Source organism: Pseudomonas sichuanensis, assembly GCF_024749065.1.
GTDB lineage: Bacteria > Pseudomonadota > Gammaproteobacteria > Pseudomonadales > Pseudomonadaceae > Aquipseudomonas > Aquipseudomonas sichuanensis.
In genome coordinates, this window is record NZ_CP087185.1 from 2,000,891 (window position 1) to 2,027,337 (window position 26,447).

Here is a 26,447-nt window from a genome sequence, read left to right on the forward strand (position 1 = left end):
AAAAGCTTGAAATTCTTAGTTAGTGAGTCGGTTATTCATTTGAGTATGCGAATGGTTTTGGTTTGGGTGGAGTTGTAAATCGTTACACTTGCGGCATGATCTGCCCATAGTGGGCTTGGATTATGGCCGTATTGGAGGCTTGACTTGTGACGCTCATAGAAATCATTTCAATGCGGATAAAGCGCATGAGAAAGGGGCGCCCATTTCATCGAGGTGTTTTGGCGCACATCGGGCCAAGCGGCTCTGTTACGAGGGTGCTTTCGGCGCTAGTGGCTGCGGGTCTACTGGAGCGAGTGGCGCGTGGCATTTATGTACGGCCAAAATATAGTGTATTACTTGGGAGGATTCCGCTGTCCCCTATCGAGTTCGCCAAGCTGGAGGCCAAGCGTCGGGGTCAGAAATTACAGATCCATGGAGCCGAGGCAGTGCGGCGACTAGGTATGAGTACGCAGATGTCGATGATCCCCATTTACAACATGAGTGGGCCAAGTCGTGAAATACGAATTGCGAACGCGGTGGTGCAGCTTCGTCATGTTTCCCCAGTACGCTTACAGGGGGCAGGTAGCCAGGCGGGCTTGATGCTTACTGCTATGCATTATCTAGGAAGGTCCGAGGCAACCACCACAACAGTATCTCTAATGTTAAGCCGATTGAGTGACCAAGACATCAGAGCGTTGCAAGGATTTGAGATGCCGAAGTGGATGCGCAATGTGCTTCTCTTGGCCTCGGAAAAGCGCTAGGTAGAAATTTTTCTTAAATTTCATATAGATAAATTTTCGTAGGCGTTGCAACTCTTTCAGTAAGCAGCTGTTTCACAAGGGGCGGCGCACGTCGAGAGGTATCGATGTGAGCAGCATAGAAGGAGAGGGAAGGCGTATGAGGTGAGTTGTTTCGCTGTCCCTCTCCTATGCCGGTGACGACGATTTAGAAGGGCTTACTCTCCGTGCTTGATACACGGTTTTTAATTGGAGTTCACCTTTCCTGTGGGCTTTGCGCTCGCTGTAGCACCTGCCGGGGGTGTGATAGAGGATTCGATTTGGAATGCCTAATTCATCCACGCTCACCTCAACCTTAATTAGAGGCTCAGACTTCCAATGTCTGCTGCGGTTATCATGCGGGGCTGTAGTGATGACTATCTGTTGAATAGTGACTGCGTTATCAGTGGCGCAGGCAGTCAGATAATCCAAAAACGCACGTGCCGTCGACAGTAGGCAAGTCTCGTTTGTGGTTCGTTCCAAGTGGATCCTGGTATGGACCTGAAAAAATGTTTCACTGGTATCAACTCGAGGCCAGCTTCTGTAGTGCGGATCGACTTTCCCTATCGTGGTGAAGACTTCTTCTAATGGGTCTGAAACAAACAATTGCTCTGCTCTCAGTCATGATGGGTCTTGTTGGCATGTGACGTGTAGGACGTCAGATAAGAATAATTTTGCCACATATGCTGCATGCAGCATAGCGTTTGATGGCTCAGCGAGGCTTTATCGTTCCTTTTGTGAGTACACAGATGGAAGGTAAGCTGGCTTTTGGTTCCGCGCTTAAAGCGGTGAGAGTTAGGAAAGGGATTGCTCAAGAGCAGTTGGGGGCAAGTCAGTCTTTCATTAGCACACTTGAGCGTGGAATTCGTAGCCCGACCATCGAAAAGCTGGAGGAGCTTGCCGATCGGTTGCAGGTTAATCCCGCCACGTTGATCATTTTGATGCAGGTCGGCTTTGAGGGCGGCGAAGAAGCCTTGCTGGAAAAAATTCATCGAGAGATTGGGGCACTCAGGGCCGCTGCCTCTACGGACTGAGGCAGCGGCGGAAGAGGCCTCTCTTGCAAAAAAGCCACCTTGATTCAGGTGGCTTTTTTTTGCCCTGTCCTAGCTCGTCGCTCGGCTTATGGCCATACGTTGCTACCTTCGGATTACACATTTTCTGTATGGACGTTCGGATTGTCGTCGAAGATCATCAGGCAGGGCAGGTGGGCCATGACCCGCGCCACCTGGCCCAGGCCATCGGCGAACGCTTCGATCAGCGGCAGTTCGCGGCGGTAGCGCGCCTGGCGTTGCTCGGTGAGGTCCGCCGGCATGTCCATCCGCACCAGCGCCCACGGCGTCGGCGACCACACCAGCAGGTACATGGCCATCACCTCGGCGAAGGTCACCAGGTGGTTGTCGGCATTGCTGGACGAGAAGATCGGCTTGCGCTTGCCACCGAAGAAGCGCTCGCGCAGGGTTTCGTTGCCCTGCTGCGCCGGCAGCAGGTCGGCGCGGTGGTAGTAGCAGGCCGGGTGGCGGTAGAGTGCCGCGCCGCTGTCGACCACGGCGCCCTCCAGGGGCTCGTCGAACAGCCCCAGGCACTCGATCAGTTCATGGATGGCCCGCAGCATGGGGCCGGCGACGTCATCGGCGTACACCTGGTCGCCGGTCATCAACAGCACGGCGGGGCGTTGTTGCGGCTGGGTGCAGGCGGCCAGCAGGCGGTCGGCGCATAGCAGGCCGTCGGCCGCCGGGTGGTGCGGCTTGCGGCATGAACCGTGGAGTACCTGGTCGAGGCGCTCGCGCAGCACGAAATCTGGCCGGGTGGCGCCGGGGTAGAGCAGGTGTGGCGCCCAGTCGCTGATGCCCTGGCCGTTGATCAGCAGGTCGTATTCAAGCGCGATGTCGCAGGGCAGCGGTCGGTCGAAATGGATGTCCAGCAGGTGCACGAATGCCCGTGCGCCGACCGCGAGGGTGGTGCAGTGAAGGCTGGGGGTGATGCCTGGGTAGCCGAGCACGAATTCGGGCAGCAGCGGTTGCGAGCCGACCAGCCAGATGGCCAGGCGTTGGGGTTCAAGGCGGCGCAGTACCGGGCCAGCAAGAACAAGGGGCAGTGGGGCGCGGGAGGTCATCGACGGCTCTGGGGGCTTGGCTGGCCTCTTCGCGGGGCAAGCCCGTTCCCACAGTTACAGCACAGGATTAATCCTGTGGGAGCGGGCTTGCCCCGCGAAGAGGCCCTTGAATTCAAATGCTTTGCAGGGTGGCAAAACAAAACGGGCGGAAAATGCTGCGCACTTCCCGCCCGCTTGGCAAACCCGATATGTATCAGGCCTTTTCTGCCATCAGCTTCTCGAGCTTCTCCTGGTCGCGGGCGAACTGGCGGATGCCCTCGGCCAGTTTCTCGGTGGCCATGGCGTCCTCGTTCATCGCCCAGCGGAACTGGCTTTCGTTCAACTGCTGCTTGGCCTCACCGGCATTGCCTGGTTTGAGAATACGCGGCAGCTCGCCCTGGTCGTCCGACAGCTGCTGCAACAGCTCCGGGCTGATGGTCAGGCGATCGCAGCCGGCCAGCTGCTCGATCTGGCCAATATTGCGGAAGCTCGCGCCCATCACCACGGTGTTGTAGCCGTTGGTCTTGTAGTAGTCGTAGATGCGCGTGACCGACTGCACGCCCGGGTCTTCGGCGCCCACATAGTCCTTGCCGGTGCTCTTCTTGTACCAGTCGTAGATGCGCCCCACGAACGGCGAGATCAGGAACACGCCAGCATCGGCGCAGGCCTGAGCCTGGGCGAAGGAGAACAGCAGGGTGAGGTTGGTCTGGATGCCTTCCTTCTCAAGCTTCTCGGCGGCGCGGATGCCCTCCCAGGTGGAGGCCAGCTTGATCAGCACGCGGTCGCGGGAAACCCCCGAGGCTTCGTACAGTTCGATCAGCAGGCGGGCCTTTTTCAGCAGTGCCGGCTCGTCGAACGACAGGCGCGCATCCACTTCAGTGGAGATCCGCCCAGGAATGGCTTGCAAAATACCCGCGCCCACGGCCACCGCGAAGGTGTCGCAGGCCAGGTCGACATTGCCCTTGGCCTCGGCCTTGACCTTTTTCAGCAGGTCGGCGTAACCCGGGATGGCAGCGGCCTTGAGCAGCAGCGACGGGTTGGTGGTGGCATCGACCGGTTTGAGCCGGGTGATGGCGTCCAGGTCCCCGGTGTCGGCGACCACGGTGGTGAACTGCTTGAGTTGTTCCAGCTTGGAGGTCATGGGCGTGCTCTGTCCTGTGCAATGGCTCGACATTACCCGAGCCCTCACGCCCGCTCAAGGCCCCGTGTGTAGGAGCGGCCTTGCGCCGCGAAGGGCTGCGCAGCAGCCACGGGGCCAGCCCGGGGATATGCCGAAGGTGACGATTCGAGTCGCAAGCTGACCGGAGGTTCCCGGTGCTATCGTGCGCAGCACAAAGACAATGGACGGCACACCTGACCTGTGGGAGCGGGTTCACCCGCGAAGGCGGTCGTGAAGTAGCCGACGCATTCGCGGGTAAACCCGCTCCCACAGGGCACCCGGCGTCTGCGTGGGAGCGGGCTTGCCCCGCGATGGGCTGCGCAGCAGCCCCGGGGCCAGCCCGGGGATATGCCGAAGGTAACGATTCGAGTCGAAAGCCGACGGGTGCTTCCCGGCGCTATCGTGCGCAGCACAAAGGCAGTGGTTGCCACACTTGGCCCCGGCAGCCTCACCGCCCCTGCAACAACTCCGCCGCCTGATCCAGCACCGCCAGCGGCGTGTCGGTCTTGTGAATATCCGCCGACAGCAACTGCCGGAAGCGCCGCGCCCCCGGGAACCCCTGGCCCAGCCCGAGAATATGCCGGGTGATATGGTGCATCGCACCGCCGCTTTCCATATGCGCGACGATATAAGGCCGCAGCCGCTCCATCGCCTCGCTGCGGCTCACCACCGGCGCCTCGCTGCCAAACAACTCTTGGTCAACCTCGGCCAGCAGGTACGGGTTGTGATACGCCTCGCGCCCCAGCATCACCCCATCGAAGGTCTGCAGGTGCGTGCGGCACTCTTCGAGGGTCTTGATGCCACCGTTGAGCACCAGCTCCAGGTCCGGGAAGTCCGCTTTCAACTGCGCCGCCACGTCATAGCGCAGCGGCGGGATCTCGCGGTTCTCCTTGGGCGACAGCCCTTCAAGAATGGCAATGCGCGCATGCACGGTGAAGCTGCGACAGCCAGCATCGCGCACCTGGCCAACGAAGTCGCACAGCTCGGCATAGCTGTCGCGGCCGTTGATGCCGATGCGGTGCTTGACCGTCACCGGAATACCGACCGCATCCTGCATGGCCTTGACGCAATCGCCCACCAGCGCCGGATGGCCCATCAGGCAGGCGCCGATCATGTTGTTCTGCACCCGGTCGCTGGGGCAGCCGACGTTGAGGTTGACCTCGTCATAACCCGCCTGCTCGGCCAGCCGCGCACAGGCCGCCAGGTCGGCCGGCACGCTGCCACCCAATTGCAGGGCCAGTGGGTGCTCGGAGACGTCGTGGCGCAGGAAGCGCTGGGCATCGTTGTGCAGCAGCGCGCCGGTGGTGACCATTTCGGTGTAGAGCAGGGCGTTTTTCGACAGCAGACGCAGGAAGAACCGGCAGTGGCGGTCAGTCCAGTCCATCATCGGTGCAACGCTGAAACGGCGGGACGGCTCAGGGTGCAGGGCAGGGGAGGTAGCGGTTGGTGATGGCATAAGTCTGGGGCACGCACTCGACGGAGCCAGGCGGCAGGCCGCTGGCAGGCGATGGAAAGGTAGATGGGCGCCAGTTTACCAAGCGCGGGGGGATTCGTCCGATTCGATCGACGATAAGGTGCTGGGTAGGTTGATTTCGGATGGGGAAACCCAGTCAATGGACGATGAACGCCAAAGCGCTTGAGTTCAGAGAGACCCAGCGCATCGAGCAGCAGATCATCGAGAACCCTGCGATCGCTGCGGAGTGGACGCGCCATCAGATTGCGGCTGAAGAAGCCATCTTCTGTTTGGCAACAGGCAGGTGGCCGCACGTCAGAGGAAAATCATGATGTTGACGATCCACCCCGAACCACCCCTCCCTCGAAGACACCATTATCCAGGCCATGGAGTACGCTCTGCGCGCGCAGGCTGTGGCGCATCAGACCATTTCGATCCAGCCCGGGTCGCCCGGATGGCACACCACATACATCCAGCGAGGCGCAATGGGGCAGCAGCTATTCGCCAGTTTCAGTATCAAACTGGCGACGGCGGATCAAGAATTCGCCAGCTCCTGTGAAAGCTCCGGATGCCTTGCAATCAGGCGCATCAGGCAGAGAACGCCGCCCGGTGGTACGAAGCGCCCTTGCTCCCAATCGCGAAGCGTCGCAACGGGAGTGGCGATACGCTCAGCGAAAAGGGCCTGAGTCAGCCCGGAACGTTCTCGGGCCTGGCGCACCAACATCTGTTCAGGGGTAGTGACGCGTCCTGCGCCTGCTTTCGCTTCCATAAGCGCTTGGCGCAAATCGGGGATCGCCTCGCCAGCATCGTCTTCGATTGCCTTGGCAACCTTTTCAATATCTATGTCACGCATTTCATACCACCTTGCTGATCTCAGCTGGGCTCATATTGGCACGCTCGGCCTTGGCGTAGACCGTGACCAACAACACAATCTCGTCTTCAGACAGGTTGAAGTAAATCACCCGTGCGCCGCCGGATTTACCGGCGCTGGAGCGCCCCCAACGTACTTTGCGCGCCCCATCCGCGCCTGGGACGACATCTCCCGCCAGCGGATTGGCCGCGATCCAGTCGATGAACGCCACGCGCTTGTGATCAGACCACAGCTTGGCGGCGTTCTTCTGAAATGTAGGCGTCTCTATGACGGTACGCATGGCCAGAATGTACGGGAATCCCGCACTGCAGACAATATCTCCCTCCTATCGCCGGACCAAAGACATGGTTCCGCGGAACCTTGCCATTACCAGCGAACCCATCCTTGGGTGTGGCGTCACCATGGGGGGCAAGCCCGCTTTACTGTGTGCATAACATGATGGCCATGGGCTTCACCGGCAATGACTCGCCTTGGCTGCCACTGCTAGCATGCGCACCGCGCAACATTGATGGATCGCCCCCATGACACGTATGGACACCGCCACCTCATGACCCGCTACCTCACATTCATTGCCCTGATGGCCACTGTCGGTGTTTGCCAGGCTTTGGAAATGCTCGGCCAGACCACCGACGGATACGTCAAGGCCCACATCAAGCCGCCACCTCGTACGGTCTTTGAGGTTTACCTCGATGTAAAGCGCAACCCGTACGGGGCACTCGGAACCTTCGACTTCAGCCACAGTGATGAGCAGTCCAAAACCTGCTACCGCGTGCTGGGCCGCCGAACTGCAGGGCCGGACGACGTGCGGCAGGTCACGATGGCCAGCGAGCAAGGCCATGCGCTTTGCCAGCATCTGCTGGGCACCCTCTACGAAGCCGGTAACGGGGTATCCCAGGACCTGTACCGCGCTCGCATGTTTTACCTGCAAGCAGCCCCCAACGACCCCACTGCCTACGTCGAGCTGGGCCGCATGGCGCGTGACGGTGTCGGTGAGCCGGTAGACTTCGTCCGGGCGCGTGCCCTCTTCAGGCAGGCCGGCCCAGGTGGTGTGGTTGGGCTGGGCGGGTTGATGGAGCAGGGCAAGGGCGGGCCGCAGGATGTGCAGGGCGCCTTGAACCTTTACATGCAGACGACCCGCAATTTCCGTGACCCCGCGTGGGGGGCTATGCGTGCGTTGCTGGACAACGGCATGTCGTTGGATACCGCGCAGGTGGAGAAGTACAACCAGCTCTGGATCAGCGGGTTCCAGAGCCTTCAGCAAATGAAGATCAAACGCGATGCGTCGCTCAAAAAATTCCGCTACACCGAGTGGATGAGGCTTACGGTGTCGTATCGGTTCCCGGTAGAGCAGGGCCCCCCCGCCGTCTCCCTTGTCGAAAGCAGCGGCGATTCGCAGCTTGATGAGACGGTGCTGAGGGTCTTGGACAAGCTGCCGATGGATGATCCCTACATGGCGCCGTCGGGCATGCGAACCCCTGATATGGTGGCCCCGATTATCCTTGGCCCCGGCTTCTTCGGCAGTTGAACCTCGGGTACTGGCCGGCCTGTCCAGCGGACCAACGCCCCGCTGCAGGCGCCGGCTTGGCCGGCGAACAGGCCCGCCCAGGCTACAAAGGCCTCAGTGCTTCATCCCAAGCTCCGCATCATCCATCAGCGCCTTGGCCAGCGCGCTCAGGTAATACGACGCCCACAGCAGTTGCGGCTTTTCCTCCATGATCCCGGCGATGGTCAGGTCACGCACGCAGCCCATCAGCTCCGAGGCCTGGTCCCGCGCATGTTGGCAAGGGATGCCGGGCTCGATGCAGAACAACGGGGCGGTCATCCCTTCGCCTTGGTAGAACTTGGTTTTGCCCGCAGTGGTGCGGGGCGTGGTGTCGTCTGTATTCATTGCTCACTCTCCCTGAAATGATCGGTGCCTGGGCGGGCCCCATCGCGGGTCAAGCCCGCTCCCACGGATGCAGGCATAACCCTGCGGGCTGGGGGTGGCGTGGGAGCGGGCTTGCCCCGCGATAGCGCCAGCTCAGGCGACACATGACCAACGGCCTAGTGGAACGCCCGGCGCTCCAGCTGCGGCATCTGCACCTGAATCAACGCCGACTCGAGCAGCACCCGCAGCGCCTCGATCTCATGCATCAACGCCATGATCAGAATCGACGCGGGCGTCTTGGGCTGCTGGACCGAAATGGCCTGATGCGCCACGGCCTGTGCGCACAGGGCGTACTCCGTGGCTTGGATGAGGGTGTCTTCGAGGGAGTGGTGGTTGTGGGGTGGATCGGGGACGATCTTTAGCATCGTAGAGGGTGTCAGAAATTTTGTGTTCGGGCATACCATGAGTAAGAGGTGCATGCATGCCAACCAAAAAGAAACCGCTTCGAGAGTTACCGAAGGTCCCGAAAGAGCTGCTTGAACAGTTTTCCGCAACCCCACTGATGACCGCAGAGGCTATCGAAGAGGCTTCTGCCGCCTTCAAGAAAGCGTTGATCGAGCGGGCCCTGAACGCCGAACTTGGCCATCACCTGGGCTATCCTCCGGGCGCGCAGCGCCCAGAGGATGAGACCAACCAGCGCAATGGCACGAGTGGCAAGACAGTGCTGACAGGCGATGGCCCGCTACGGCTGGATATCCCTCGGGACCGTGACGGCAGCTTCTCGCCCATTCTGATCCCCAAGCATGAGCGCCGTTACACCGGATTCGATGACAAAATCATCGCCATGTACGCCCGTGGAATGACGGTCAGAGAGATCCGGGCCTTCCTGTCCGAGCAGTATGGAACCGACGTTTCACCCGATTTCATCAGCTCTGTGACAGACGAGGTCATGGAAGAGATTGGCGCGTGGCAACAGCGGCCACTGGAGCCGATGTACCCGGTCATTTTCTTCGATGCGCTGCGGGTGAAGATCCGCGAAGAAGGTCTGGTTCGCAACAAGGCCATTTACTTGGCCCTGGGCGTTCTCCCCGACGGGACGCGCGATATCCTGGGCATCTGGATCGAGAACACCGAGGGTGCGAAGTTCTGGATGAAGGTCTTTAACGACCTCAAGAAGCGTGGCGTCGAAGATGTGCTGATTGCCGTGACCGATGGCCTCAAAGGCATGCCAGAGGCCCTCAGCGCAGTGTTTCCAGAAACGACGCTGCAGACGTGCATCGTGCACCTGATCCGCAACAGCCTCGACTACGCGGCCTGGGACAAGCGGCGGGCTCTGGCCAAGGAGCTGAAGCCGATTTACCAAGCCATCAATGCCGAAGCGGCTGAGCAAGCACTCGATGAGTTTGAGAACGGGCCGTGGGGCGAGAAATATCCGACGGTGGTGGCTGCTTGGCGACGGGCTTGGGATCGCGTGATTCCATTCTTTGTTTTCCCGCCCGCCATCCGAAAGGTGATCTATACCACCAACGCCATCGAGAGCATCAATGCCCAGCTACGCAAGGTCATCAAGACTCGCGGACATTTCCCGAATGATGATGCAGCGACCAAACTGATTTGGCTGGGATTGCGCAACATCACAGCCAATTGGGGAAAACCGGCCCATGACTGGAAAAGCGCGATGAATCAATTTGCGATTCTGTATGGAGATCGGTTCATCAGGCCAACCTGGTGAGAATCAGGGCCTGCCTAGCGGCAGGCCATTACCGGCCCGCACACAAAAAATCTGACAGTCCCGCATCGTATGATTCCTTTGAGATTTGCCACCACCTGCCTGCTGTCAAACAGAAGGGTGGCAGCTGTACGCGGGTTGACAGACCGGCGGAATCACTAAGTTCCGGCGCACGCAAGCGTGCCCACACGTACAGCCGCCATTGAAGACTAACCGTATGCGTGATTACCGTCGCGGCCTGTCAAAGCCGGTCGCTGAACACCAGCGACTCGCCGAGACTAGGGGCCTGCCCGGGCGACCGCAACGGAAAAAAAGGCGGCAAGAGTATGTTTGGGAAATGGACTACAAGGAAGGGGTTAAGTCTGATTGTCGTTAATCACTTTCGGCACTTTCTGGTTCTGCGAATATTGAGTCTTGCCTGGATATGGCGAGGTCACGGGCGAGTGCGCTTGTGCTGCCTTTTGGATGCTTAACACGTTCAGGCCTGCCTGCGCGACTTGCTTACTACTGCTGACCTGAGGCTATCAGTCCTAGTCGACGCTGGAGTCGCCGCCGCCCAGGCTTGTAGCGGTGGGGTGCGAGCGCCCGCCGGCACCGCAGGGGTGGTGGATGAAGCCTTACGCGCCCAGCATGACCCAGCGCATGCTGGACGAATTGTCGCCATCCCCGACGAGGGCGATTGAGCAGTGATCGCGTCGAAGGCCTGCAAGGCCTACGTGCGCGAAGTCACGAAGTAGTAAAGAGGCGAGCCGGGTGGATGCGTCAACATCCAGCCCGGCCCACCGAGTCCGTAGATGTCATGGGGCAAAAATGGGGCAAACCGAGCGCCATTCTATGCCCCTCTATGCCCTTTTGGCGTCTTGCCAGAAGGTACAAAAAGGCGCAAAGCCCTTTGTGTATGGGGCTTTGGCGCTTGTTTTCGTTAATACTCCAACACAATCGGGGTGTACTGCCCTACGGGATTTTTCGATTTTTGAAAGAATTAAAATTGTGGTGTCATTAAATCTATATGAATCGCCCCTGGTTTCCTAGACACTCTCCAAGCTCAGGAAATAGCGTTTCTCATACTCTACTGGAGACAGCTGCATAGCACTGCTGTGTCGACGCTTGGGGTTATAGAACATCTCGATGTAATCGAAAATATCACTTCGGGCTTCGTCACGCGTTGCGTAGATCTTTCGTCGGATTCGCTCCCGCTTCAAAAGCTGGAAAAAGCTCTCGGCTACGGCATTGTCGTGGCAGTTTCCCCGTCGGCTCATGCTGCTGATCACATTGTTGGCCTTCAGGAAGCTTTGCCAATCTGAGCTACTGAACTGACTGCCTTGGTCTGAGTGAATCATCACTTGCTGCTGTGGCTTGCGTCGCCACACGGCCATCAGCATGGCGTCGATGGCTAGGTCGCTGCTCATCCTGGGCTTCATTGACCAACCAATGACTTGGCGAGAGAACAGATCCAGCACTACCGCCAGGTACAGCCACCCTTCATAGGTGCGGATGTAGGTGATATCGGTCACCCAGACCTTATTCGGCTCACAGACCTTGAACTGCCGGGCCAGATGGTTGGGCGATGCCACTGTTGGTTTTCCGCCATAAAACCCAGGACGACGGCGATAGCCCGTTTGCGAACGCAGCCCCTCTGCCTGCATCAAGCGACCGACTCGATTTCGCCCACAGATCTCTCCTAGCTCTCGCAGGTCATCGTGAATCTTGCGATAGCCATACACGCCGCCGCTTTCTAACCAGGCCCGCTTGATCAAGCCAAGCAGGCGCTGATCTTCTTTGGCTCGGGCAGATTGAGGCTCGGCCAACCAAGCGTAGTAGCCGCTGGGATGCACCTTGAGGGTTTGGCAAAGGCGACGCACTGGGTAATCCGTCGAGTGCTTGTTGATGAAGGCGTACTTCAGCCGCACTCCTTGGCAAAGTACGCGGCGGCCTTCTTTAAGATGTCTCGCTCTTCTGTCACCCGCTTGAGTTCAGCGCGTAGCTTGCGCAGTTCAGCCTGCTGATCATTGTCTTGCTGACGCTGCTCTTGGGGCTTGCTGTAGACCTTGATCCAAGCGTAAAGGCTGTGCACGGACATGCCCAGGCGCTGGGCGACCTCGGCGACAGGTTTGCCTTTTTCGGTCACTTGCTTGACCGCTTCGATCTTGAATTCTTCGGGGTAACGCTGACGACTCATGGCACCTCCTATTTGGGCCTCATTATGAGGCTTGGAGGTGTCTACGAAACCAGGGGCGATTCATGGCTTAAGTCTGGCGCAGCGGTTGCAATGCCCACACTGATATAGCGTCGTGCCAACAAGGCGGACAGCGGTGCAATCACAGGAGTGACTGGCCCGAAACAGATGTGGGAGCTGGCTTGCCAGCGATGCGCCGCGCGGGCGGCGCTCGGTCTAGAGAGCGCTGCAAAATTCCCGGCGAGCACCTGGTGGCCCTCACCCCAATACCCTGACATGCACATGGCGGCCATTACCGAATGCTGACTCAACAAAACCAGCGGTGTCATTTCCAGGCGCCTGCCTTGAGGTCGCATGTGGGCCACTAGGTGCATGGCGACAGGTTTGCAGCGCCTATGAGATCGAGCGCCGCCCGCGCGGCGCTTCGCGGGTAAACCCGCTCCCACATCTATTTCGGGCCAGTCATGCCTGTGGCATCACCGCTGTCCGCCTTGTTGGCATGACGCGGTATCTCGGTGCGCGCCGTAACCACCGCCCCCACCACCGGCAATATCAACTCCGCCCCCTCATTACGCACATTCCCCACCTGGCGCCCCACCGCAAACCACTCAAACGCCTCCACCGGCAAACACTGCTCCCTGGCCACCCGCTCAGCCTCAACAGCCGTCAACTCCGGATCAATCCACATCCGCGCATGCTCCGCCCCCAGCACCAGCGGCCGACGATCATGAATATCCATCATCCCCGCATCACTGGCCGCGGTGATGATTACAAACCCATCCCCCTCATTCGGCTCCAACCCCGGCCGCACCTCGGCCAGCGCCGCCATGAACATCGGCGCGCCACTTTTCAGGCGGATGAAATACGGCTGCTTGCGCTTCGGGTCCTGCGGATCGGCCACCCACTCATACCACCCATCCGCCATCACCAGCGCCCGGCCCTGGGGCCACAGTGCCTTGAAAAACTTGCCAGTGGTCACGGTCTCGACCCGGGCATTGATCGGCGCGGGGCGTTTGTCCTTGGCCCAGAACGGCGCCCAACCCCAGTGGCAGGGGTCGATGCGCAAGCCGTCCTCGGCGTTGTGCAGCACCAGCACGCGGCTGCCGGGGGCCACGTTGTAGCGGGCGATGGGGTGGTTGTCGTAGCCGCTGACCACGTCCTGCTCGGCCTGCAGCTCACGCAGGTAGTCGGCCAGGCCTTGGTATTGGGCGAAGCGTCCGCACATGGGGGCCTCCATTTTTGGGCGTTGCATGCAGCTGGGGTTTTGGGGGCTGTCGGTTATGGGGCGCATGGCACCGGCTTTGCCGGTGATCGCGGGGCAAGCCCGCTCCCACGTTGATCTCTTGAGCCTGGGATATGCGCCGGGGTTTCCATTTGTCGAAATTTCCTACGCCGAAATTGACCGGCGCCTGGAATCACCATTAACTGTATATACATACAGTTTATTTCAAGGCTGCATCATGACCGCCATCCTCGGCCCGATTGCGTGTGGGAGTGCTTCGCTCCCACGCTACCTGTTTCGCGTACCGGCGGGCTTCCCTTCGCCGGCGGCGGACCATATGGAGCAACCGCTGTCACTGGACGACTTGTTCAACCTGCGTGCGCCGCACATGTACCTGGTCAGGATAGACGGCGACAGCATGCAGGGCGCCGGGATCTTCGACGGCGACCTGGTGATCGTCGACCGTGCCCTGGAGGCGCGCCACGGGCATATCGTCATCGCGGCGGTCAACGGCGAGCCGCTGTGCAAGCGCCTGCACCGGGTCGCTGGCGAGGTGGCGCTGCGCTCGGAGAACCCGCGCTACCCGCCGCGCTACATCCTCGAAGGCGACGAGCTGGCGATCTGGGGCGTGGTGACCTTCAGTGTGCGTAGCCATGACCCCAATGCTTGAGCCGGTGTTCGCGCTGATCGACTGCAACAGCTTCTACGCCAGCTGCGAGCGGGTGTTCCGCCCCGACCTTGCGCGCACGCCGATCGTGGTGCTGAGCAACAACGACGGCTGCGTGATCGCCCGCAGTGCCGAGGCCAAGGCCTACGCGCGGATGGGCGAGCCGTACTTCCAGATCCGCGACAAGCTGCGCCGGCACGGGGTGCTGGCGTTCTCGTCCAACTACGCGCTGTACGGCGACATGAGCGAGCGGGTGATGGGCTTGATCGAGTCGATGGTGCCGGCGGTGCAGGTGTATTCCATCGACGAATGCTTTGCCGACTTCACCGGCATCCCGGGCAACCTCACCCAGTTCGGCCGCGATATCCGCGCTCGGGTGCTGCGCTGTACCGGCATCCCGGTGGGGGTGGGCATCGCCCGCACCAAGACCCTGGCCAAGCTGGCCAACCACATGGCCAAGCGCTTGCAGGCGCAAACCGGCGGGGTGGTGGACATCTGCGAGCCGTTCAAGCGTGACTGGGTGCTGCGCAATACCGGGGTGGAGGAGGTGTGGGGGATCGGCAAGCGCATGACCGCGCACCTGGCCGAGCTGGGCATCCGCAAGGCGATGGACCTGGCCCTGGCAGACCCGCGGCTGCTGCGCGAAAAGTTCAGCGTGGTGGTCGAGAAGACCGCCCGGGAGCTCACCGGAACGCCGTGCCTGGCGCTGGAAGAAACCGACCCGCCGAAGCAGGAGATCTGCTGCAGCCGGATGTTCGGCAAGCGCCTCACCGAGCTGGCGCCGATCAAGCAGGCGGTGGCCACTTACACCGGGCGCGCCGCCGAGAAGCTGCGGGCCCAGGGCTCGCTGTGCAAGCGCATGCGGGTGAGCATCCGCACCGGGCTGTTCAACCCCGATGAACGCCACCACGTGCAGGGCGTGCTGGTGGAGCTGCCATACCCTACAGACGACACCTTGCTGCTGACGCGGATGGCGACCGAGGCGGTGGCGCGGATCTACCAGGCCGGTTACCGCTACAGCAAGGCCGAGGTGTTGCTGCTGGATCTGCGCCAGCCGGGGGAGTTCAGCGATGACCTGTTCGCCCAGGGCCAGCCGTTGGCGAGTGGCCGGCTGATGTCGGTACTGGACGAGGTCAACGGGCGCTATGGGCGGGGGACGCTCAGGGCCGGCAGCGTGCCCGCAACGCCCGAGTGGGGGATGCGCCGGGCGATGATGAGCCCGTCCTATACCACGCGGATCGAGCAGTTGTGGACGGTGGGGTCGCGGTGAGTTGCTGCACAGTGCGGGCCGCCGCAGGCTGATTCACCGGCGCCAAGCGGTCATATCTGCCTGTCCAGCCACCCCTGAACCCGCGGGCAACCGTACTCGAGGGCTTTAAACTGATACGCAAACTTCACGTTTTTGTCTTTGGCGCCTGCATCAACCAGCACATCGCGCATGGCGAAATACAGATTCGCCCTGAAGGCCGGTTCATCAAGTTGCATTACCACGGTGGGCATTGGCCGAGCCTGCGAGCAGTACTCAAGAATGGTCGGCTGCGGATAGTAGCGCGCATAAGGCCCGGGCATTTCCGGCAAGGCCTTGACCTGCGCAATGTACTCGGGTGTGTCGATATCGCTCAGGCAGTTCACGCGCATTTGCAGCGCCGCAGGCGTGAAGCCGCGATTGAGGCTCGATTTGAACAACCCGCATATCTTGGCACGCTGCCCCTGGCCGTCCAGGACACCGAGCAACTGCGCCAAGCGATACTCAGCGGCCGGGTTGCCGGCAGCGATGGCGGCCTCCAGCAGTTTGTTGGCGCTGGGTAGATGCTGCTGTGTGTAATCGACGAACGCCAGCCTGGACGCTTCGTTCATTCGGCCGTCTGGCTCGCGTCGATTCACCAGCTCCATCATTCTGCGGTCAATCTCGTCGAGGATCGGCGCCGCTTGCCGATACTCCGCTTCACCGGGAAGCAGCGTTGCGGGTTGGGCGTGCGCCTGGAGGCTGAGGCAGGTAAACAGCAGAGGCGTGAGCAGGCGTCTCATGACAAAAAGTGGCATCCGTGGCGATTGGCGTCGAGAGGCGCGAGTCTACCAAGAAAGCGCCAAGCGCAGGCCCCTCACGCCCTGCCTCGTACTTCGTAGGAAACCGTGATCTGCGGTTCGCGCAGCGCCCAGACCGTTTCGGCAAAGTCGCCGATCATCTCGGCCTGCGCTTCGAGGGTCATCTCGACCGCTTCAAGGCATACAAGATGGCCGGGGGACCAATCGAGCAGTTTGCACTGGGGGTACCTGGCCAGTAACGCGGCCAAGGCCTGTTGCGGCGGTTGCCTGCTGCTATACGCGAAGTCGAAGTACGGGGCCATGTCCGGGAACTGGTAGAGCAGCACCCACGCAGGTGCCGGGCCATCGAACCATAACGTGACGGCGCGATGCGCCCATTGCGCGCCGCCGTTGGCTACGAGCGAAAGGGCGTCGATGATCGACCGGCACTCGGGTATCAGCGTCATGCAGTCAGCGTCGAACCTGCGCACGGGCACCGGGGCATCGGCCAGGCTGGCAAGCATCGCAGCACGACGTGCTTTTCGGTTCATGGTAGGGCCTTGAGGTTGAGTGGTTGCATTCGGTCGGGGTGATGGGCCTGTCACATCCAGTCCAGCGGCGCCCCCGACCTGACCCACGCCTTCATCCCGCCGCGGTACCAATACACCTGGCGGTAGCCCAGGGCAATGGCGCGCAGCGCGCTGTTATAGCTCATCCAGCATTGTGGGTGGTGGCCATAGAACACCAGCGCCCGCGCCTTGTCACCGTGGGTCAACGCTTGCAGGTCGTTGGCCAGGCGTTGCTGGGTCTGGTCGCTGAAGGCGCCGCCCTCGGCGCCGTAGTGCAGGTCGATGGCACCGGGAATGCCGGTACTGGCGCCTATGGCGGCAATCACCACGGGCGGCTTGGGCGTAGCAAGTTCACGGGTGAGCGCTGCCGTCGTGATTAGTTGGCCACCGGGAATGCGGATGGGGGTGTCGCTGCCAAGGCTCGGTCCGGCATGCAGCACGCTGGTGGGTTCGACATCCGTGGCCAACGATTCTTCCTTGGCCACTGTCTCGGCGGGCTCACCGTAGCGGCTTTGGTAGAACGCATTGAACCCCGGGCCACTGGCCTTGAGGTTCATGAACTGCCGGGCAACGGCGTCCACCCGGCCATCGTTCCCCACGTGGAACAGATCGCCGCCAACGATGACGCGTCGCGAGCCCGGCATCACCAGGGTGTCGTCGCGCCTGGCCATTTGCTGCAAATCGACCGGCTCGCCATAGCGCAGGTTCGCGCCACTGGCGCGCAGCACCGCCTTGTTGCAGGTGGCTGCGCAAGCCAGGCGGGCTTCATCGACGGGCCCGATCGCCTTGAAGCCGTCCTCTGGCGGCGTGGTCCAGAAACCCAGCTTGTCGGGGGCATCCCGCCGTGGCCCTTGGCCGGCCTGCTGGCGCAGGGTGTCGATCAGCGCCAGGCTCAGGGTCGAACGGTCGAAATACAGGCTCTCGACCCGCTCGCGGTAGGCCCGTGCCACCGTCGAAACCCCGGGGTTGTCCTTGTCGGCCTGCTGCGCCGGCCGGAAGTAGGCCGCCTTGTCCAACGCCTGCTGGCGGTTGCCCAGCAACGGCACCTCCACGTCCTGGTAGGCCTTGTACATCAGGGCCCTGAAGCGGCTGTCGGTGAACAGGGTCTTGCGGTGGGTGCCTTCGAAGCCATCGTCCACGCCGGCGTGCACGCCCAGCAGTTCGAAACGGGCGTTGCCGGAGTTCCACACCAGCAGAGGCCCGCCAGAGTCGCCGAACCAGATGTTGCAGTAGTGGTTGAACAGGATGGTCCGTTGCTGGGCGTTGTAGCTGTGCCGGCTGATGTCCAGGGTGCACTGCTTGAGTGAGGGCGCGACGAAGCCCAGCCTGGCCATGGACAGCTTGAACAGGTCGCCGGGGTAGCCGATGGCGGCGACTTGCAGTTGCGCCGAGCGGGCGGCGTCGAAGCTGTCGGCGAAGGCCAGCGGCGTCACCGGCGTGGCGGGCGCCTTGCGCAGGCGCAGGAGGGCCCAGTCCGCGCCGCCCTTGTGCTGGTAACTGACCAAAGTGGCCGGGATCACTTCCTTGTGCTCGGCCGAGCGCTCGAATATCACCTGCACCTTGCCTTTGCGGTCGGTCTTGTCGACGCAGTGGCCGGCGGTGACCACCAGGGTCGGCGTGCCCACCACGGCACCGCTGCAGCTGCCGTCTTGGGCTTTCACCTGCACCAGGGCGTCATAGGGCGGCTGGCTGAAATCGGTGATGAACCGGCGGTCTTCCTCGATACCGATACCTCGCCACAGCGAGGGTACGGGCATCAGGCCCACCGTGGGCAAGGGCAGGGGCGCAGGCTGGTCGAGGCTGGCCAGGTCCGTTTCGCGCAAATAACCCACCAGGCCATACACCGCCTGGCGGTCGGGACGCACCTGCGGTTGCCGGTCGAGAAAACGCGTTACCGAGGCTGTGTCGATGGGGTTGAGGTAGCCCAAGGTATCCGGGTAGGGGCCTTCGCTGGCTGCAATCACCGCCAGCCAGCCGGGCGCTTGGGCCGGGCGTGCATACACCAGGTGCCAGCGCCCGATGTCCTGGATCACCGGGGACGCGGGGTCGGGCTTGAGGCGAACCTGCAGCGGGCGCAGGCTCAGGTAGCGGGTGCCGGGCGCATGGCGCAGCCCCCAGGGGATATCCTGCCCGCTGTGCTCGGCGAGGTTGCCGAAAAACGTCTCGCCGCCATAGCGGTTGTCCCTGGGCTTGCCCTCGGGGGTGACGATGGCGGCGGCAATCTCGGCCCAGTGGCGCTTTTCGTCCAGCGTCCGGGCATCGTCCATCAAGCGCCAGGCGCGGCGGATATCGCCGCCGGCCACCGCCTTGCGGTACCAGGCCATGGCCAACGGGGCAAAGCTGTCGTGCAGGCAGGTGTCGAAGTAGGTGTCGCCGATCTGCACCATGGCGTCGGTGTCGCCTGCGTCGGCGCGGCGCAGCAGGGCGGGCAGGTTGCGCGCCTGTTCCACCCACTGGCGGGCCTTGGCGGCATCCGGCTCGACACCTGGCTGGTCGATGAACAGGCAGCCGTAGCGCTGGGCGGCGGCTGGGTCGCCGGCTTCGGCCTGGGCGCGGAGGGTGCTCAGCGTTTGGTTGTCGACGGCGTCCACCGCAGCATGGGCGGGGCAGGCGAGGGCCAGGGCCAGCAATGGCCAACAGCGTCGGCATGGAAGGCTCACGGTGTACTCCAGCAGTCAATCGCCTGGCTGGCCCGGTGGCGCCGGGCCAGTATCAGGCAATTATAGGTGCTGGCCTGGGCGCTCTCGGGTTGTCATCGCCAGCGTCAAGGTGCGCCTCTGCGGCAGTTTGACGCCGGTTTCTTGGACAAATCTTGTAATACAGGCAGTTTCATAGTAACTAGTGGCCCCTAGCCATGAAACGCCAGGAAAGGCAGCGTACCCGCGGGAATGGAGTCCCTGTCACCACTCCCCCCTTATCGCCCCGGCGAGCCTGCAAGCAGGCCCGTTGTCGGTGTGCGCACGCGCCTTTTTCAAGCGGGTTTACAAGGATGCTGCCGGGCACGGCGGCCAGGCATCCGGCACTGACGCTGAAAACGCCCGCTGCAGCGGGCAGCAAAGAGGAAGGGAAATGTTCGGCTCCAGCTTCATGCGGCCCACTGCGCTGGCCGCGGCGGTCGCGCTCGGATTGAGTGGTTGCGCCACCATCGACAAGACGCTCGGTGACAACTCCAATGGTTTCGCTTGCGGTGCTGGCGCGCTGGCCGGTGCCGTGATCGGCGGGGCGATCGTGGCGGCGGCGGGGGGCAACGGCAAGCAGATCGCAGCAGGCTCGGTGGCCGGCGGGGCAGTGGGCTGCGCCGCAGGCTATGCCTATAAGCAGCGAGTCGATCGGCTCAAGGCGGTCGCCGCCCAGGAAGGGCTGCAGGCGCAGGTGCGTGAAATCGAGGTGGTCGATGCCAGCACCGGCAAGAAGGCCTCGGTCGGCCTCGAGGCCCAGGTGCAGATGCAGGAGATGTTCCCCTCCGGCTCCGCCACCCTGACCGCCGATGGCACGCGCAAGCTCAGCGCCCTGGCCCGGGAGTTCGCCAACAACCGTGGCAAGGCCGAGCCCGGCAAACCGAGCAAGAAAGTGCTGGTGGTCGGGCACACCGACTCCACCGGCAGCGCCGAGCTGAACCAGCGTCTGTCCGAACAGCGCGCCCGTGCCGTGGGCGATATCCTCGCCAGCGCCGGTATCGCCCGCCAGGACATCTATTACCAGGGCGCCGGTGCCTCGCGCCCACTGGCCGACAACGCCAGTGACGCCGGGCGCGCGCAGAACCGCCGCGTCGAGTTCGTCGAGGTGGACAACGAGCAGGTGCTGGTCAAGCGGGTCAACGACGAGCGCAGCAACGCCAAGTACCTGGCCCACGGCACGGCGGCCCAGCCCAAGGTGAAGGCCCAGGCGCAGGGCAAGCAGGCCAAGGTCGCCAAGACCACCCGTGCGCCTGCGCCGGTGAATAACGACAAGGCGCCGACCTTGCCCGACCAGTCCGCAGCGGCGGTCATCGTGCAGCTCGATGGCAAGGGCGGCATCGACTTTGGCGGGGAGCCGGTCACCAGCACCCAGTCGGCACTGGCCTCGAACATCACGCCCAAAAGCTCGACCTTCTCGGTCATCAGCCCGGCCTACGCCAGCGCGCCGGTGACCTCGTGCGTGGGCGACCTGCCGCGGGTCGAGGGCGAGGTGAAGAACCTGGCTACCGGCGCCACCCTGAAGGACTACCGCACCAACGACTTCTTCCCTGGCCTCAACGGCCAGGTCTGGGGCAGCAAGGTCAATGGCCATGTGGCCACGGTCGGCCCGGTGGGCATCCTGCGCGACAACGCCCAGGTGGCGGTGGCGCCGAAGATGCAGTTCATCTCCGACTTCGCCAGCGGCTCGAAGAAGCAGAGCCCGGTGTACAGCTCGGTGGCCAACACCTACGAAGGTGAAACCCAGATCCTCTATCGGGTCTTCGCGGTGGACCAGAAGAAAACCCCCGTCACCTGCATGGACATCGTCTTCGACAAGCGTGCCGGTTCCGCCGTCGCCGGCGAGATCTACTACCCCAAACAGAACAACGCCTACGTCGCCCAGTTCAAACCCAAGCTTGCGCGCTAACAGGACCAACCAATGCTAGATGCCATCCGCACATTCTTTTCGCTTTACTGGCACATCGTGGTGCCGATCGTCACGACCCTGTTCCTGGCGATTCCGATCATCACTCACTGGTATGAGGTCCGTTACTGGTTGATGAAGCTGCGTATCGGCCTGCCATGGCTCGGCCGTGTCGCCCATTGGGTGAAGCACCCGGGCTCGCGTGAGGCGGCCGACCAGGAGTGCCCGAACGCCGTCGGTTTCTATGAGTCCGAGGCGCAGCTGTGCCGCCTCTACGAAACCTACTACCTCAACCACCAGCCGTCGGAAGCCAACTTCCGTCGCTGCCAGGACTACCTGGGCAAGATCGACGAAGACAACCGCCACGAGAAGGGCTTCAGCCTGTGGCTGCTGATCATCGTGCTGATGCTGATCGAGGCCAGTGCCTTCGGCTTCGCCCTGGCACCGTTCGCCCTGACCCTGGCCACCCCGAACACCGCCATCGCCGGTGCCTTCGCCATCGGCCTGGTGATCTCGATCATCGGCGTGTTCCTGTCCGAGTTCGCCGGCCGCCAGCTTTACCTCAACAACGTGGTAGCGAAGATTCTCGGCTACGAGAGCGTGCGCGCCTCGGGTGCCGACGGCGACATGGTGCGTACCCACCTGGTGACCCTCGACAATACCCACATCGATGATGGCAAGCCGCATTACCAGCAGATGCTCAATCGGGTGAAGCTGCCCAAGAACGGCGACAAGCCGGCCAAGCGCTTCGGCCTGGTCGTGGCCTATGGCGTGTTCATCCTGGGCCTGGCGATCGCGGCCTTCTGGGTGCGCACCGAAACTCTCAACGCCCAGGAAGCCGAGTTGATCGCCCATCCGCCGGCGGTGTCGCAAGCGGCCGATGACTTCCCGGCTGGCGCTGACGACAGCTTCCCGGTACCGAGCGACATGCAGGGTATCGCCAACGAGGCGGCGGGCAAGTCGGCGCAGGATCAGATCGACGCGCTGCACCGTGCTTCGCTGGTGACCTTCGCCGTGCTCAGCGGGCTGTTCATCTTCATCCAGCTCACCAGTACCTTCCTGGCCTACCGCTTCGGCTTCGCCGGCACCCACTCGCGGGTCGCCTGGGACCTGGTGCGCAAGTTCTCCAGCGCCGCCGATTTTGTGCGTTACCACGAAACCAAGGCGCGCGAAGTCGCCACCGACGCCCAGGATTCGCTGGGCAAGCTGCAGTCCCTGCAACTGAGCGTGTTCCGGGTCAGCGGCGACGACCGCGAGAAGCTGCGCAAGGACAACGCCAAGCGCACCTTCAGCGTATTCATCGCCGAGCAGGAAGCGCGCCGGGCGTTCCGCCGCAAGAAAGAGAACGCCGACAGCATGGCCAATGAAAGCCTCAAGGTGGTGGAGGCTTACATCATCAAGGCTACCGAAGACCTCAAGGCCGCCATCGCCGCCGATGACAACGCGCGCATCCAGGAGATCATCCGGGTTGCACGCCCACGCATCGCCCAGATGAACGACCCGCAGTTGCAGCAGTACCGCGATGCCTTCAATGGGCTGGTGACCATGTTCAGCGTGGATGTCAGCCAGTCGGCGGTGGCGGTGACCACTACCGCACCGGTCACCGTGACCGTCGCGCCAGCCCCTGCGCCAGTCGCCGCGCCAGCCCCGGTGGTGGAAGTGGCGGTCGCGCCTGCGCCGGTCGAGGCGGTTGCCCCGGCCCCCGCACCTGCCGTCGGCGGGTTCGACCCGCACCAGTACGGTGACCTGACCGAGTTCCACGAGGACGACCTGGCCTACGTGGCACAGCGCCTGGGGGCCGAGCTCGACACGCTCAAGCGTGCCCGCCGCCTGCAGATGCTGGACAAGCCCAACAGCCAGCCGGCCTGACCGGACTCACCGCCCGCCGAGGCGCTGCCCATAGCGCTAGCGCCTCGGCCCGGGCACACCCCCTTCGGAGGTACGATGAAACTCAAGCGCCTGCTGCTTGCCCTGATCCTTGCGCCGAGCGCCCTGATGGCGGCCGAGCGCAATGACCTGCCAAGCTGCTACACCCAGGCCCGGGTCGACGAGTTCCGCAGCGCCCCCTCGGGGCGCCTGCTCACCGTCGTGGTCGACCAGACCACGCCCTTGACCACTGACCTGCAACGCACTGCATGGGGGCACATCAAGCGCTTCCTGCAGCCGGGCGACAAGCTGCGCCTGTACTCGTTCAGCGCCTACCTGGACGGGCACTACACGCGCCTGCAATACGCCGCAGAGCTGGAAAAGCCCCTCGACGAGGCGGTGCTGGGCAATGTGCCGATGATGTCGGCACGCAAGCTGGACAACTGCCTCAAAGGCCAGTCGGCGCTGCTGTACCAGCGTTTCGGCAAGGCGTTCGCCGGGGTCATGGGCAAGTCCAGCTCGGACATTCCGCGCAGCGAGATCCTGTTCAGCCTCAAGGCGGTCGGCGAAGACCTGCAGAAGGCCGAAAACGTCAACGAGCACGTCATCCTGGTGATGTCGGACATGCTCGAATACAGCGACTTCGGCAGCTTCTACCAGGCCAACGGCATCCGCCAGATCGACCCCAACGTCGAGCTGGCCAAAGTGCAGAAGCAGAACCTGCTGGCCGATTTCGGCGGTGCGCGCATCTATGTGCACGGCGCGGCGTTCGTGCCGACCACGGCCAAGAACGGCTACCGCAGCGGCAAGATGATCCAGAACCTGGAAACCTTCTGGCGCGCCTACTTCGACAAGTCCAACGCAACCTTGCAAGGCTTTGGCAACCCGGAGCTGACCGCCACCCTGGAGTGATGGCACGGCTGTGCTGCGCGCCGCAGTCGCAATGGCTGCAGCACGCAGCACCTGGTGGCTGGCCGAATTCGAAAAATTACGGTCACAGGGCTGTGTTTTGTATATGGAAATCCGTATATTCGCATCTCCATATGTATTGCCCCTTCGCGGGTAAACCCGCTCCCACAGGTTCACCACAACCTTCCAACATTGTGGTGAGCCTGTGGGAGCGGGTTTACCCGCGAAAGGGCCGGCAGCGTCAAAAAAGAATCAAGCAGCCACCCCGGCATCCGCCGTCAGCCCAAGCTCTTCGATCGCACACTGCTCAAAGGTTTTGCCATGATCACCCCACCCGAGCTCTTCAAGAGCCTGGCGGACGAGACCCGCGCTCGCGCCACTTTGCTGATCGCTCAACTGGGCGAGCTGTGCGTCTGCGAACTGATGTGCGCCCTGGACGACAGCCAGCCCAAGATCAGCCGCCACCTCGCCCAGTTGCGCAGCAGCGGCCTGCTGCTGGATCGCCGCCAGGGCCAATGGGTGTACTACCGTCTCAATCCGCAATTGCCTGCCTGGGTGCACGAGGTGCTGCAGCTGACGCTGCAGGCCAATGCCACGTGGCTGCAGGCCAACGCCACACGCCTGCAGAACATGCAAGAGCGCCCGGTGCGCACTGCCGCCTGCTGCTGAACACCTGCCAAGCGAGGTCCCCATGCTGGTCGCCGTTGCCGTCTTCGTTTTCACCCTCACCCTGGTCATCTGGCAGCCCAGGGGCCTTGGCGTTGGCTGGAGCGCCACGCTGGGCGCGATCATCGCCCTGGCCGTGGGCGCGGTCTCGCTGCAGGACATCCCTGTGGTGTGGGCCATCGTCTGGAATGCCACCGCCACCTTCATCGCGATCATCATCATCAGCCTGCTGCTGGACGAGGCGGGCTTCTTCGAGTGGGCGGCCCTGCATGTGGCGCGTTGGGCGAGGGGCAGTGTTCATCGCCTGTTCGCCTTTTGCATCCTGCTTGGCGCCGCCGTTTCGGCGCTGTTCGCCAACGATGGTGCGGCGCTGATCCTCACCCCCATCGTCATGTCGATGCTGATCGCGCTGCGGTTTTCCCCTGCAACTACCCTGGCGTTCGTCATGGCCGCCGGTTTCATTGCCGATACGGCCAGCCTGCCGCTGGTGGTGTCGAACCTGGTGAACATTGTCTCGGCCGACTACTTCGGCCTGGGTTTCGCCGACTACGCCGCGGTGATGGTGCCGGTGAACCTGGCCAGCATTGGCGCCACCTTGCTGGTGTTGTGGCTGTTCTTCCGCCGTGACCTGCCACAGCACTACCCGGCCGACACCTTGCCGGCGCCGAGCTCGGCGATACGTGACCCGGCCACCTTCGCCGTCGGTGGGGCGACGCTGCTGTTGCTGCTGGTCGGCCTGTTCGCCCTGGAGCCGCTGGGTATCCCGGTCAGCGTGGTGGCGAGCGTGTGCGCGGCGCTGCTGTTCGCGGTCGCCGCCCGTGGCCACCGCATCTCCACCCGCCGGGTACTGCGCGAGGCGCCCTGGCAGGTGGTGATCTTCTCCCTGGGCATGTACCTGGTGGTGTACGGGCTGAAGAACGCCGGCCTTACCGACCTGCTTGCCCGGCTGCTCGATCAGCTCGCCGCCCACGGCCTGTGGAGCGCCACCCTAGGCACCGGCCTGCTCGCGGCGCTGCTGTCGTCGGTGATGAACAACCTGCCCAGCGTGCTGATCGGGGCGCTGTCGATCCAGGCCAGCGGCGCCGAGGGCGTGGTGCGCGAGGCGATGATCTACGCCAACGTCATCGGCTGCGACCTCGGGCCGAAGATCACCCCCATCGGCAGCCTGGCCACGCTGCTGTGGCTGCACGTGCTGGCGCGCAAAGGCATGCGCATCAGCTGGGGTTACTACTTCAAGGTCGGCCTTGTGCTGACCTTGCCGGTACTGCTGATCACCCTGTCGGCCCTGGCGCTGCGCCTGAGCCTGTGACACCCACCACCCTGCGAAGGAGCTTTCATGCGAGTCCTGTTCATGTGCACGGCCAACAGTTGCCGCAGCATCCTCAGTGAAGCGGTGTTCAACCACCTGGCGCCGCAAGGCTTCCAGGCGGTGAGTGCCGGCAGTTTTCCCAAGGGCCAGGTGCTGCCGCGCAGCCTGGCGACCCTGCAGCAGGCCGGCATCGCCATCGCCGGCCTGAGCAGTAAGGGTAACGATGCCTTTGCCGACAACCCGCCGGACATCGTCATCACCGTCTGCGACAAGGCGGCGGGTGAGGCCTGCCCGGTGTACTTTGGCCCGGCGCTGAAGGCCCACTGGGGGCTGGAGGATCCCTCCGAGGTGGTGGGTGACGAGGCGGCGATCGATGCCGCCTTCCAGGCCACCCTGGCTCATATCGAGCGGCGATGCATGGCGTTCTTCGCGTTGCCGTTCGCCACGCTGGAACCCGAGGCGCTCAAACGCGAGTTGCAGCGTATTGGCGGTCTTTGAGCCTTTGCTGCTCGGAAGGGGCCGGCCCACGGC

General features: G+C 62.6%; 24 protein-coding genes and 2 pseudogenes. 14 read left to right on the forward strand and 12 right to left on the reverse strand.

Annotated features, from left to right (window positions below; translation table 11 throughout):
- The first annotated feature begins 170 nt into the window (after window positions 1-170).
- Both LOY51_RS27090 and LOY51_RS09330 read left to right on the forward strand, forming a co-directional pair.
- Window positions 171-740, forward strand: coding sequence for a DUF6088 family protein (locus tag LOY51_RS27090; protein ID WP_374045884.1), 570 nt, complete (start codon window positions 171-173; stop codon window positions 738-740).
- 764 nt (window positions 741-1,504) lie between these two features.
- A complete protein-coding gene (locus LOY51_RS09330) occupies window positions 1,505-1,789 on the forward strand; it encodes a helix-turn-helix domain-containing protein (protein ID WP_258645867.1) in 285 nt (94 codons plus the stop codon).
- A 140-nt stretch (window positions 1,790-1,929) separates the two neighbouring features.
- Here the strand turns inward: LOY51_RS09330 and LOY51_RS09335 are convergent.
- From LOY51_RS09335 to dusA, 3 genes and pseudogenes are all read right to left on the reverse strand, one after another.
- Window positions 1,930-2,868 (reverse strand): annotated as a pseudogene (locus LOY51_RS09335) (alkaline phosphatase family protein); the annotation flags it as partial.
- Window positions 2,869-3,061: 193 nt separating this feature from the next.
- Window positions 3,062-3,988, reverse strand: coding sequence for a transaldolase (gene tal / locus LOY51_RS09340; protein ID WP_258645869.1), 927 nt, complete (start codon window positions 3,986-3,988; stop codon window positions 3,062-3,064).
- Between the two features lie 466 nt (window positions 3,989-4,454).
- Window positions 4,455-5,462: a tRNA dihydrouridine(20/20a) synthase DusA gene (gene dusA, locus LOY51_RS09345; RefSeq protein ID WP_258645871.1), complete on the reverse strand. Its 1,008-nt coding sequence runs from the start codon at window positions 5,460-5,462 to the stop codon at window positions 4,455-4,457.
- Window positions 5,463-5,626: 164 nt separating this feature from the next.
- On the opposite strand from dusA, the gene LOY51_RS09350 reads away from it, so the two are divergent.
- Window positions 5,627-5,791, forward strand: coding sequence for a hypothetical protein (locus tag LOY51_RS09350; protein ID WP_258645872.1), 165 nt, complete (start codon window positions 5,627-5,629; stop codon window positions 5,789-5,791).
- A 203-nt stretch (window positions 5,792-5,994) separates the two neighbouring features.
- Here the strand turns inward: LOY51_RS09350 and LOY51_RS09355 are convergent, their stop codons facing one another.
- Together LOY51_RS09355 and LOY51_RS09360 are read right to left on the reverse strand one after the other, a co-directional pair.
- The gene (locus tag LOY51_RS09355; RefSeq protein WP_125858059.1) at window positions 5,995-6,312 is read right to left on the reverse strand and encodes a helix-turn-helix domain-containing protein; all 318 of its coding nucleotides are present in this window, start codon (window positions 6,310-6,312) and stop codon (window positions 5,995-5,997) included.
- A 1-nt stretch (window position 6,313) separates the two neighbouring features.
- Window positions 6,314-6,610, reverse strand: a complete 297-nt coding sequence (locus LOY51_RS09360) for a type II toxin-antitoxin system RelE/ParE family toxin (protein WP_258645874.1) — start codon at window positions 6,608-6,610, stop codon at window positions 6,314-6,316.
- 267 nt (window positions 6,611-6,877) lie between these two features.
- On the opposite strand from LOY51_RS09360, the gene LOY51_RS09365 reads away from it, so the two are divergent.
- Entirely contained in the window at window positions 6,878-7,855 is a 978-nt protein-coding gene (locus tag LOY51_RS09365; RefSeq protein WP_258645876.1) for a tetratricopeptide repeat protein, read from the forward strand.
- A gap of 93 nt (window positions 7,856-7,948) precedes the next feature.
- Here the strand turns inward: LOY51_RS09365 and LOY51_RS09370 are convergent, their stop codons facing one another.
- Complete coding sequence (locus LOY51_RS09370; protein ID WP_125463394.1) at window positions 7,949-8,218, reverse strand: DUF3077 domain-containing protein; 270 nt, start codon at window positions 8,216-8,218, stop codon at window positions 7,949-7,951.
- Window positions 8,219-8,373: 155 nt separating this feature from the next.
- Window positions 8,374-8,622, reverse strand: a complete 249-nt coding sequence (locus tag LOY51_RS09375) for a hypothetical protein (RefSeq protein WP_258645878.1) — start codon at window positions 8,620-8,622, stop codon at window positions 8,374-8,376.
- Between the two features lie 56 nt (window positions 8,623-8,678).
- Between LOY51_RS09375 and LOY51_RS09380 the strand changes: the two genes are divergently transcribed.
- Window positions 8,679-9,929: an IS256 family transposase gene (locus LOY51_RS09380; protein ID WP_125858773.1), complete on the forward strand. Its 1,251-nt coding sequence runs from the start codon at window positions 8,679-8,681 to the stop codon at window positions 9,927-9,929.
- Between the two features lie 476 nt (window positions 9,930-10,405).
- Window positions 10,406-10,609, forward strand: a pseudogene (locus LOY51_RS09385) (lysis protein); the annotation flags it as partial.
- 345 nt (window positions 10,610-10,954) lie between these two features.
- On the opposite strand, the gene LOY51_RS09390 reads toward LOY51_RS09385, so the two are convergent.
- Together LOY51_RS09390 and LOY51_RS09395 are read right to left on the reverse strand one after the other, a co-directional pair.
- Window positions 10,955-12,105 (reverse strand): IS3 family transposase gene (locus LOY51_RS09390; RefSeq protein WP_258645820.1). Its coding sequence is split into 2 segments (ribosomal slippage): window positions 10,955-11,871 and window positions 11,871-12,105, totalling 1,152 coding nucleotides; the frame shifts between segments, so codons are not numbered across the junction.
- Between the two features lie 445 nt (window positions 12,106-12,550).
- Window positions 12,551-13,327 carry an SOS response-associated peptidase family protein gene (locus LOY51_RS09395; protein ID WP_258645879.1) on the reverse strand — a complete coding sequence of 259 codons (777 nt, stop codon included), beginning with the start codon at window positions 13,325-13,327 and terminating at the stop codon, window positions 12,551-12,553.
- A gap of 235 nt (window positions 13,328-13,562) precedes the next feature.
- Between LOY51_RS09395 and LOY51_RS09400 the strand changes: the two genes are divergently transcribed.
- Together LOY51_RS09400 and umuC are read left to right on the forward strand one after the other, a co-directional pair.
- Window positions 13,563-13,994, forward strand: a complete 432-nt coding sequence (locus tag LOY51_RS09400) for a LexA family protein (RefSeq protein ID WP_258645880.1) — start codon at window positions 13,563-13,565, stop codon at window positions 13,992-13,994.
- Entirely contained in the window at window positions 13,987-15,261 is a 1,275-nt protein-coding gene (umuC, locus tag LOY51_RS09405; RefSeq protein WP_258646616.1) for a translesion error-prone DNA polymerase V subunit UmuC, read from the forward strand. Before LOY51_RS09400 ends, umuC begins: the two co-directional genes overlap by 8 nt.
- Before the next feature lie 50 nt (window positions 15,262-15,311).
- On the opposite strand, the gene LOY51_RS09410 is transcribed toward umuC, so the two are convergent.
- The 3 genes from LOY51_RS09410 to LOY51_RS09420 form a co-directional block, all read right to left on the reverse strand.
- On the reverse strand, window positions 15,312-16,019 hold the full coding sequence (locus LOY51_RS09410; protein WP_258645882.1) for a hypothetical protein: 708 nt from the start codon (window positions 16,017-16,019) through the stop codon (window positions 15,312-15,314).
- A gap of 74 nt (window positions 16,020-16,093) precedes the next feature.
- Window positions 16,094-16,567, reverse strand: coding sequence for a hypothetical protein (locus LOY51_RS09415; protein WP_258645883.1), 474 nt, complete (start codon window positions 16,565-16,567; stop codon window positions 16,094-16,096).
- Window positions 16,568-16,617: 50 nt separating this feature from the next.
- Window positions 16,618-19,245 carry a trypsin-like peptidase domain-containing protein gene (locus LOY51_RS09420; protein WP_258645885.1) on the reverse strand — a complete coding sequence of 876 codons (2,628 nt, stop codon included), beginning with the start codon at window positions 19,243-19,245 and terminating at the stop codon, window positions 16,618-16,620.
- A gap of 409 nt (window positions 19,246-19,654) precedes the next feature.
- On the opposite strand from LOY51_RS09420, the gene LOY51_RS09425 reads away from it, so the two are divergent.
- The 6 genes from LOY51_RS09425 (at window position 19,655) to LOY51_RS09450 (ending at window position 26,414) form a co-directional block, all read left to right on the forward strand.
- Window positions 19,655-21,169 carry an OmpA family protein gene (locus tag LOY51_RS09425; RefSeq protein WP_125858071.1) on the forward strand — a complete coding sequence of 505 codons (1,515 nt, stop codon included), beginning with the start codon at window positions 19,655-19,657 and terminating at the stop codon, window positions 21,167-21,169.
- 12 nt (window positions 21,170-21,181) lie between these two features.
- Entirely contained in the window at window positions 21,182-23,035 is a 1,854-nt protein-coding gene (locus tag LOY51_RS09430; protein ID WP_190306044.1) for a hypothetical protein, read from the forward strand.
- Between the two features lie 75 nt (window positions 23,036-23,110).
- Entirely contained in the window at window positions 23,111-23,944 is an 834-nt protein-coding gene (locus LOY51_RS09435) for a hypothetical protein (RefSeq protein WP_223811896.1), read from the forward strand.
- 318 nt (window positions 23,945-24,262) lie between these two features.
- On the forward strand, window positions 24,263-24,610 hold the full coding sequence (locus LOY51_RS09440) for a metalloregulator ArsR/SmtB family transcription factor (RefSeq protein ID WP_125463407.1): 348 nt from the start codon (window positions 24,263-24,265) through the stop codon (window positions 24,608-24,610).
- A gap of 22 nt (window positions 24,611-24,632) precedes the next feature.
- Window positions 24,633-25,916 carry an arsenic transporter gene (locus LOY51_RS09445; protein WP_258645888.1) on the forward strand — a complete coding sequence of 428 codons (1,284 nt, stop codon included), beginning with the start codon at window positions 24,633-24,635 and terminating at the stop codon, window positions 25,914-25,916.
- 27 nt (window positions 25,917-25,943) lie between these two features.
- Window positions 25,944-26,414 (forward strand): arsenate reductase ArsC, encoded by a 471-nt coding sequence (locus tag LOY51_RS09450; protein ID WP_258645890.1) that lies wholly within the window; start codon window positions 25,944-25,946, stop codon window positions 26,412-26,414.
- The last annotated feature ends 33 nt before the right edge of the window (window positions 26,415-26,447 follow it).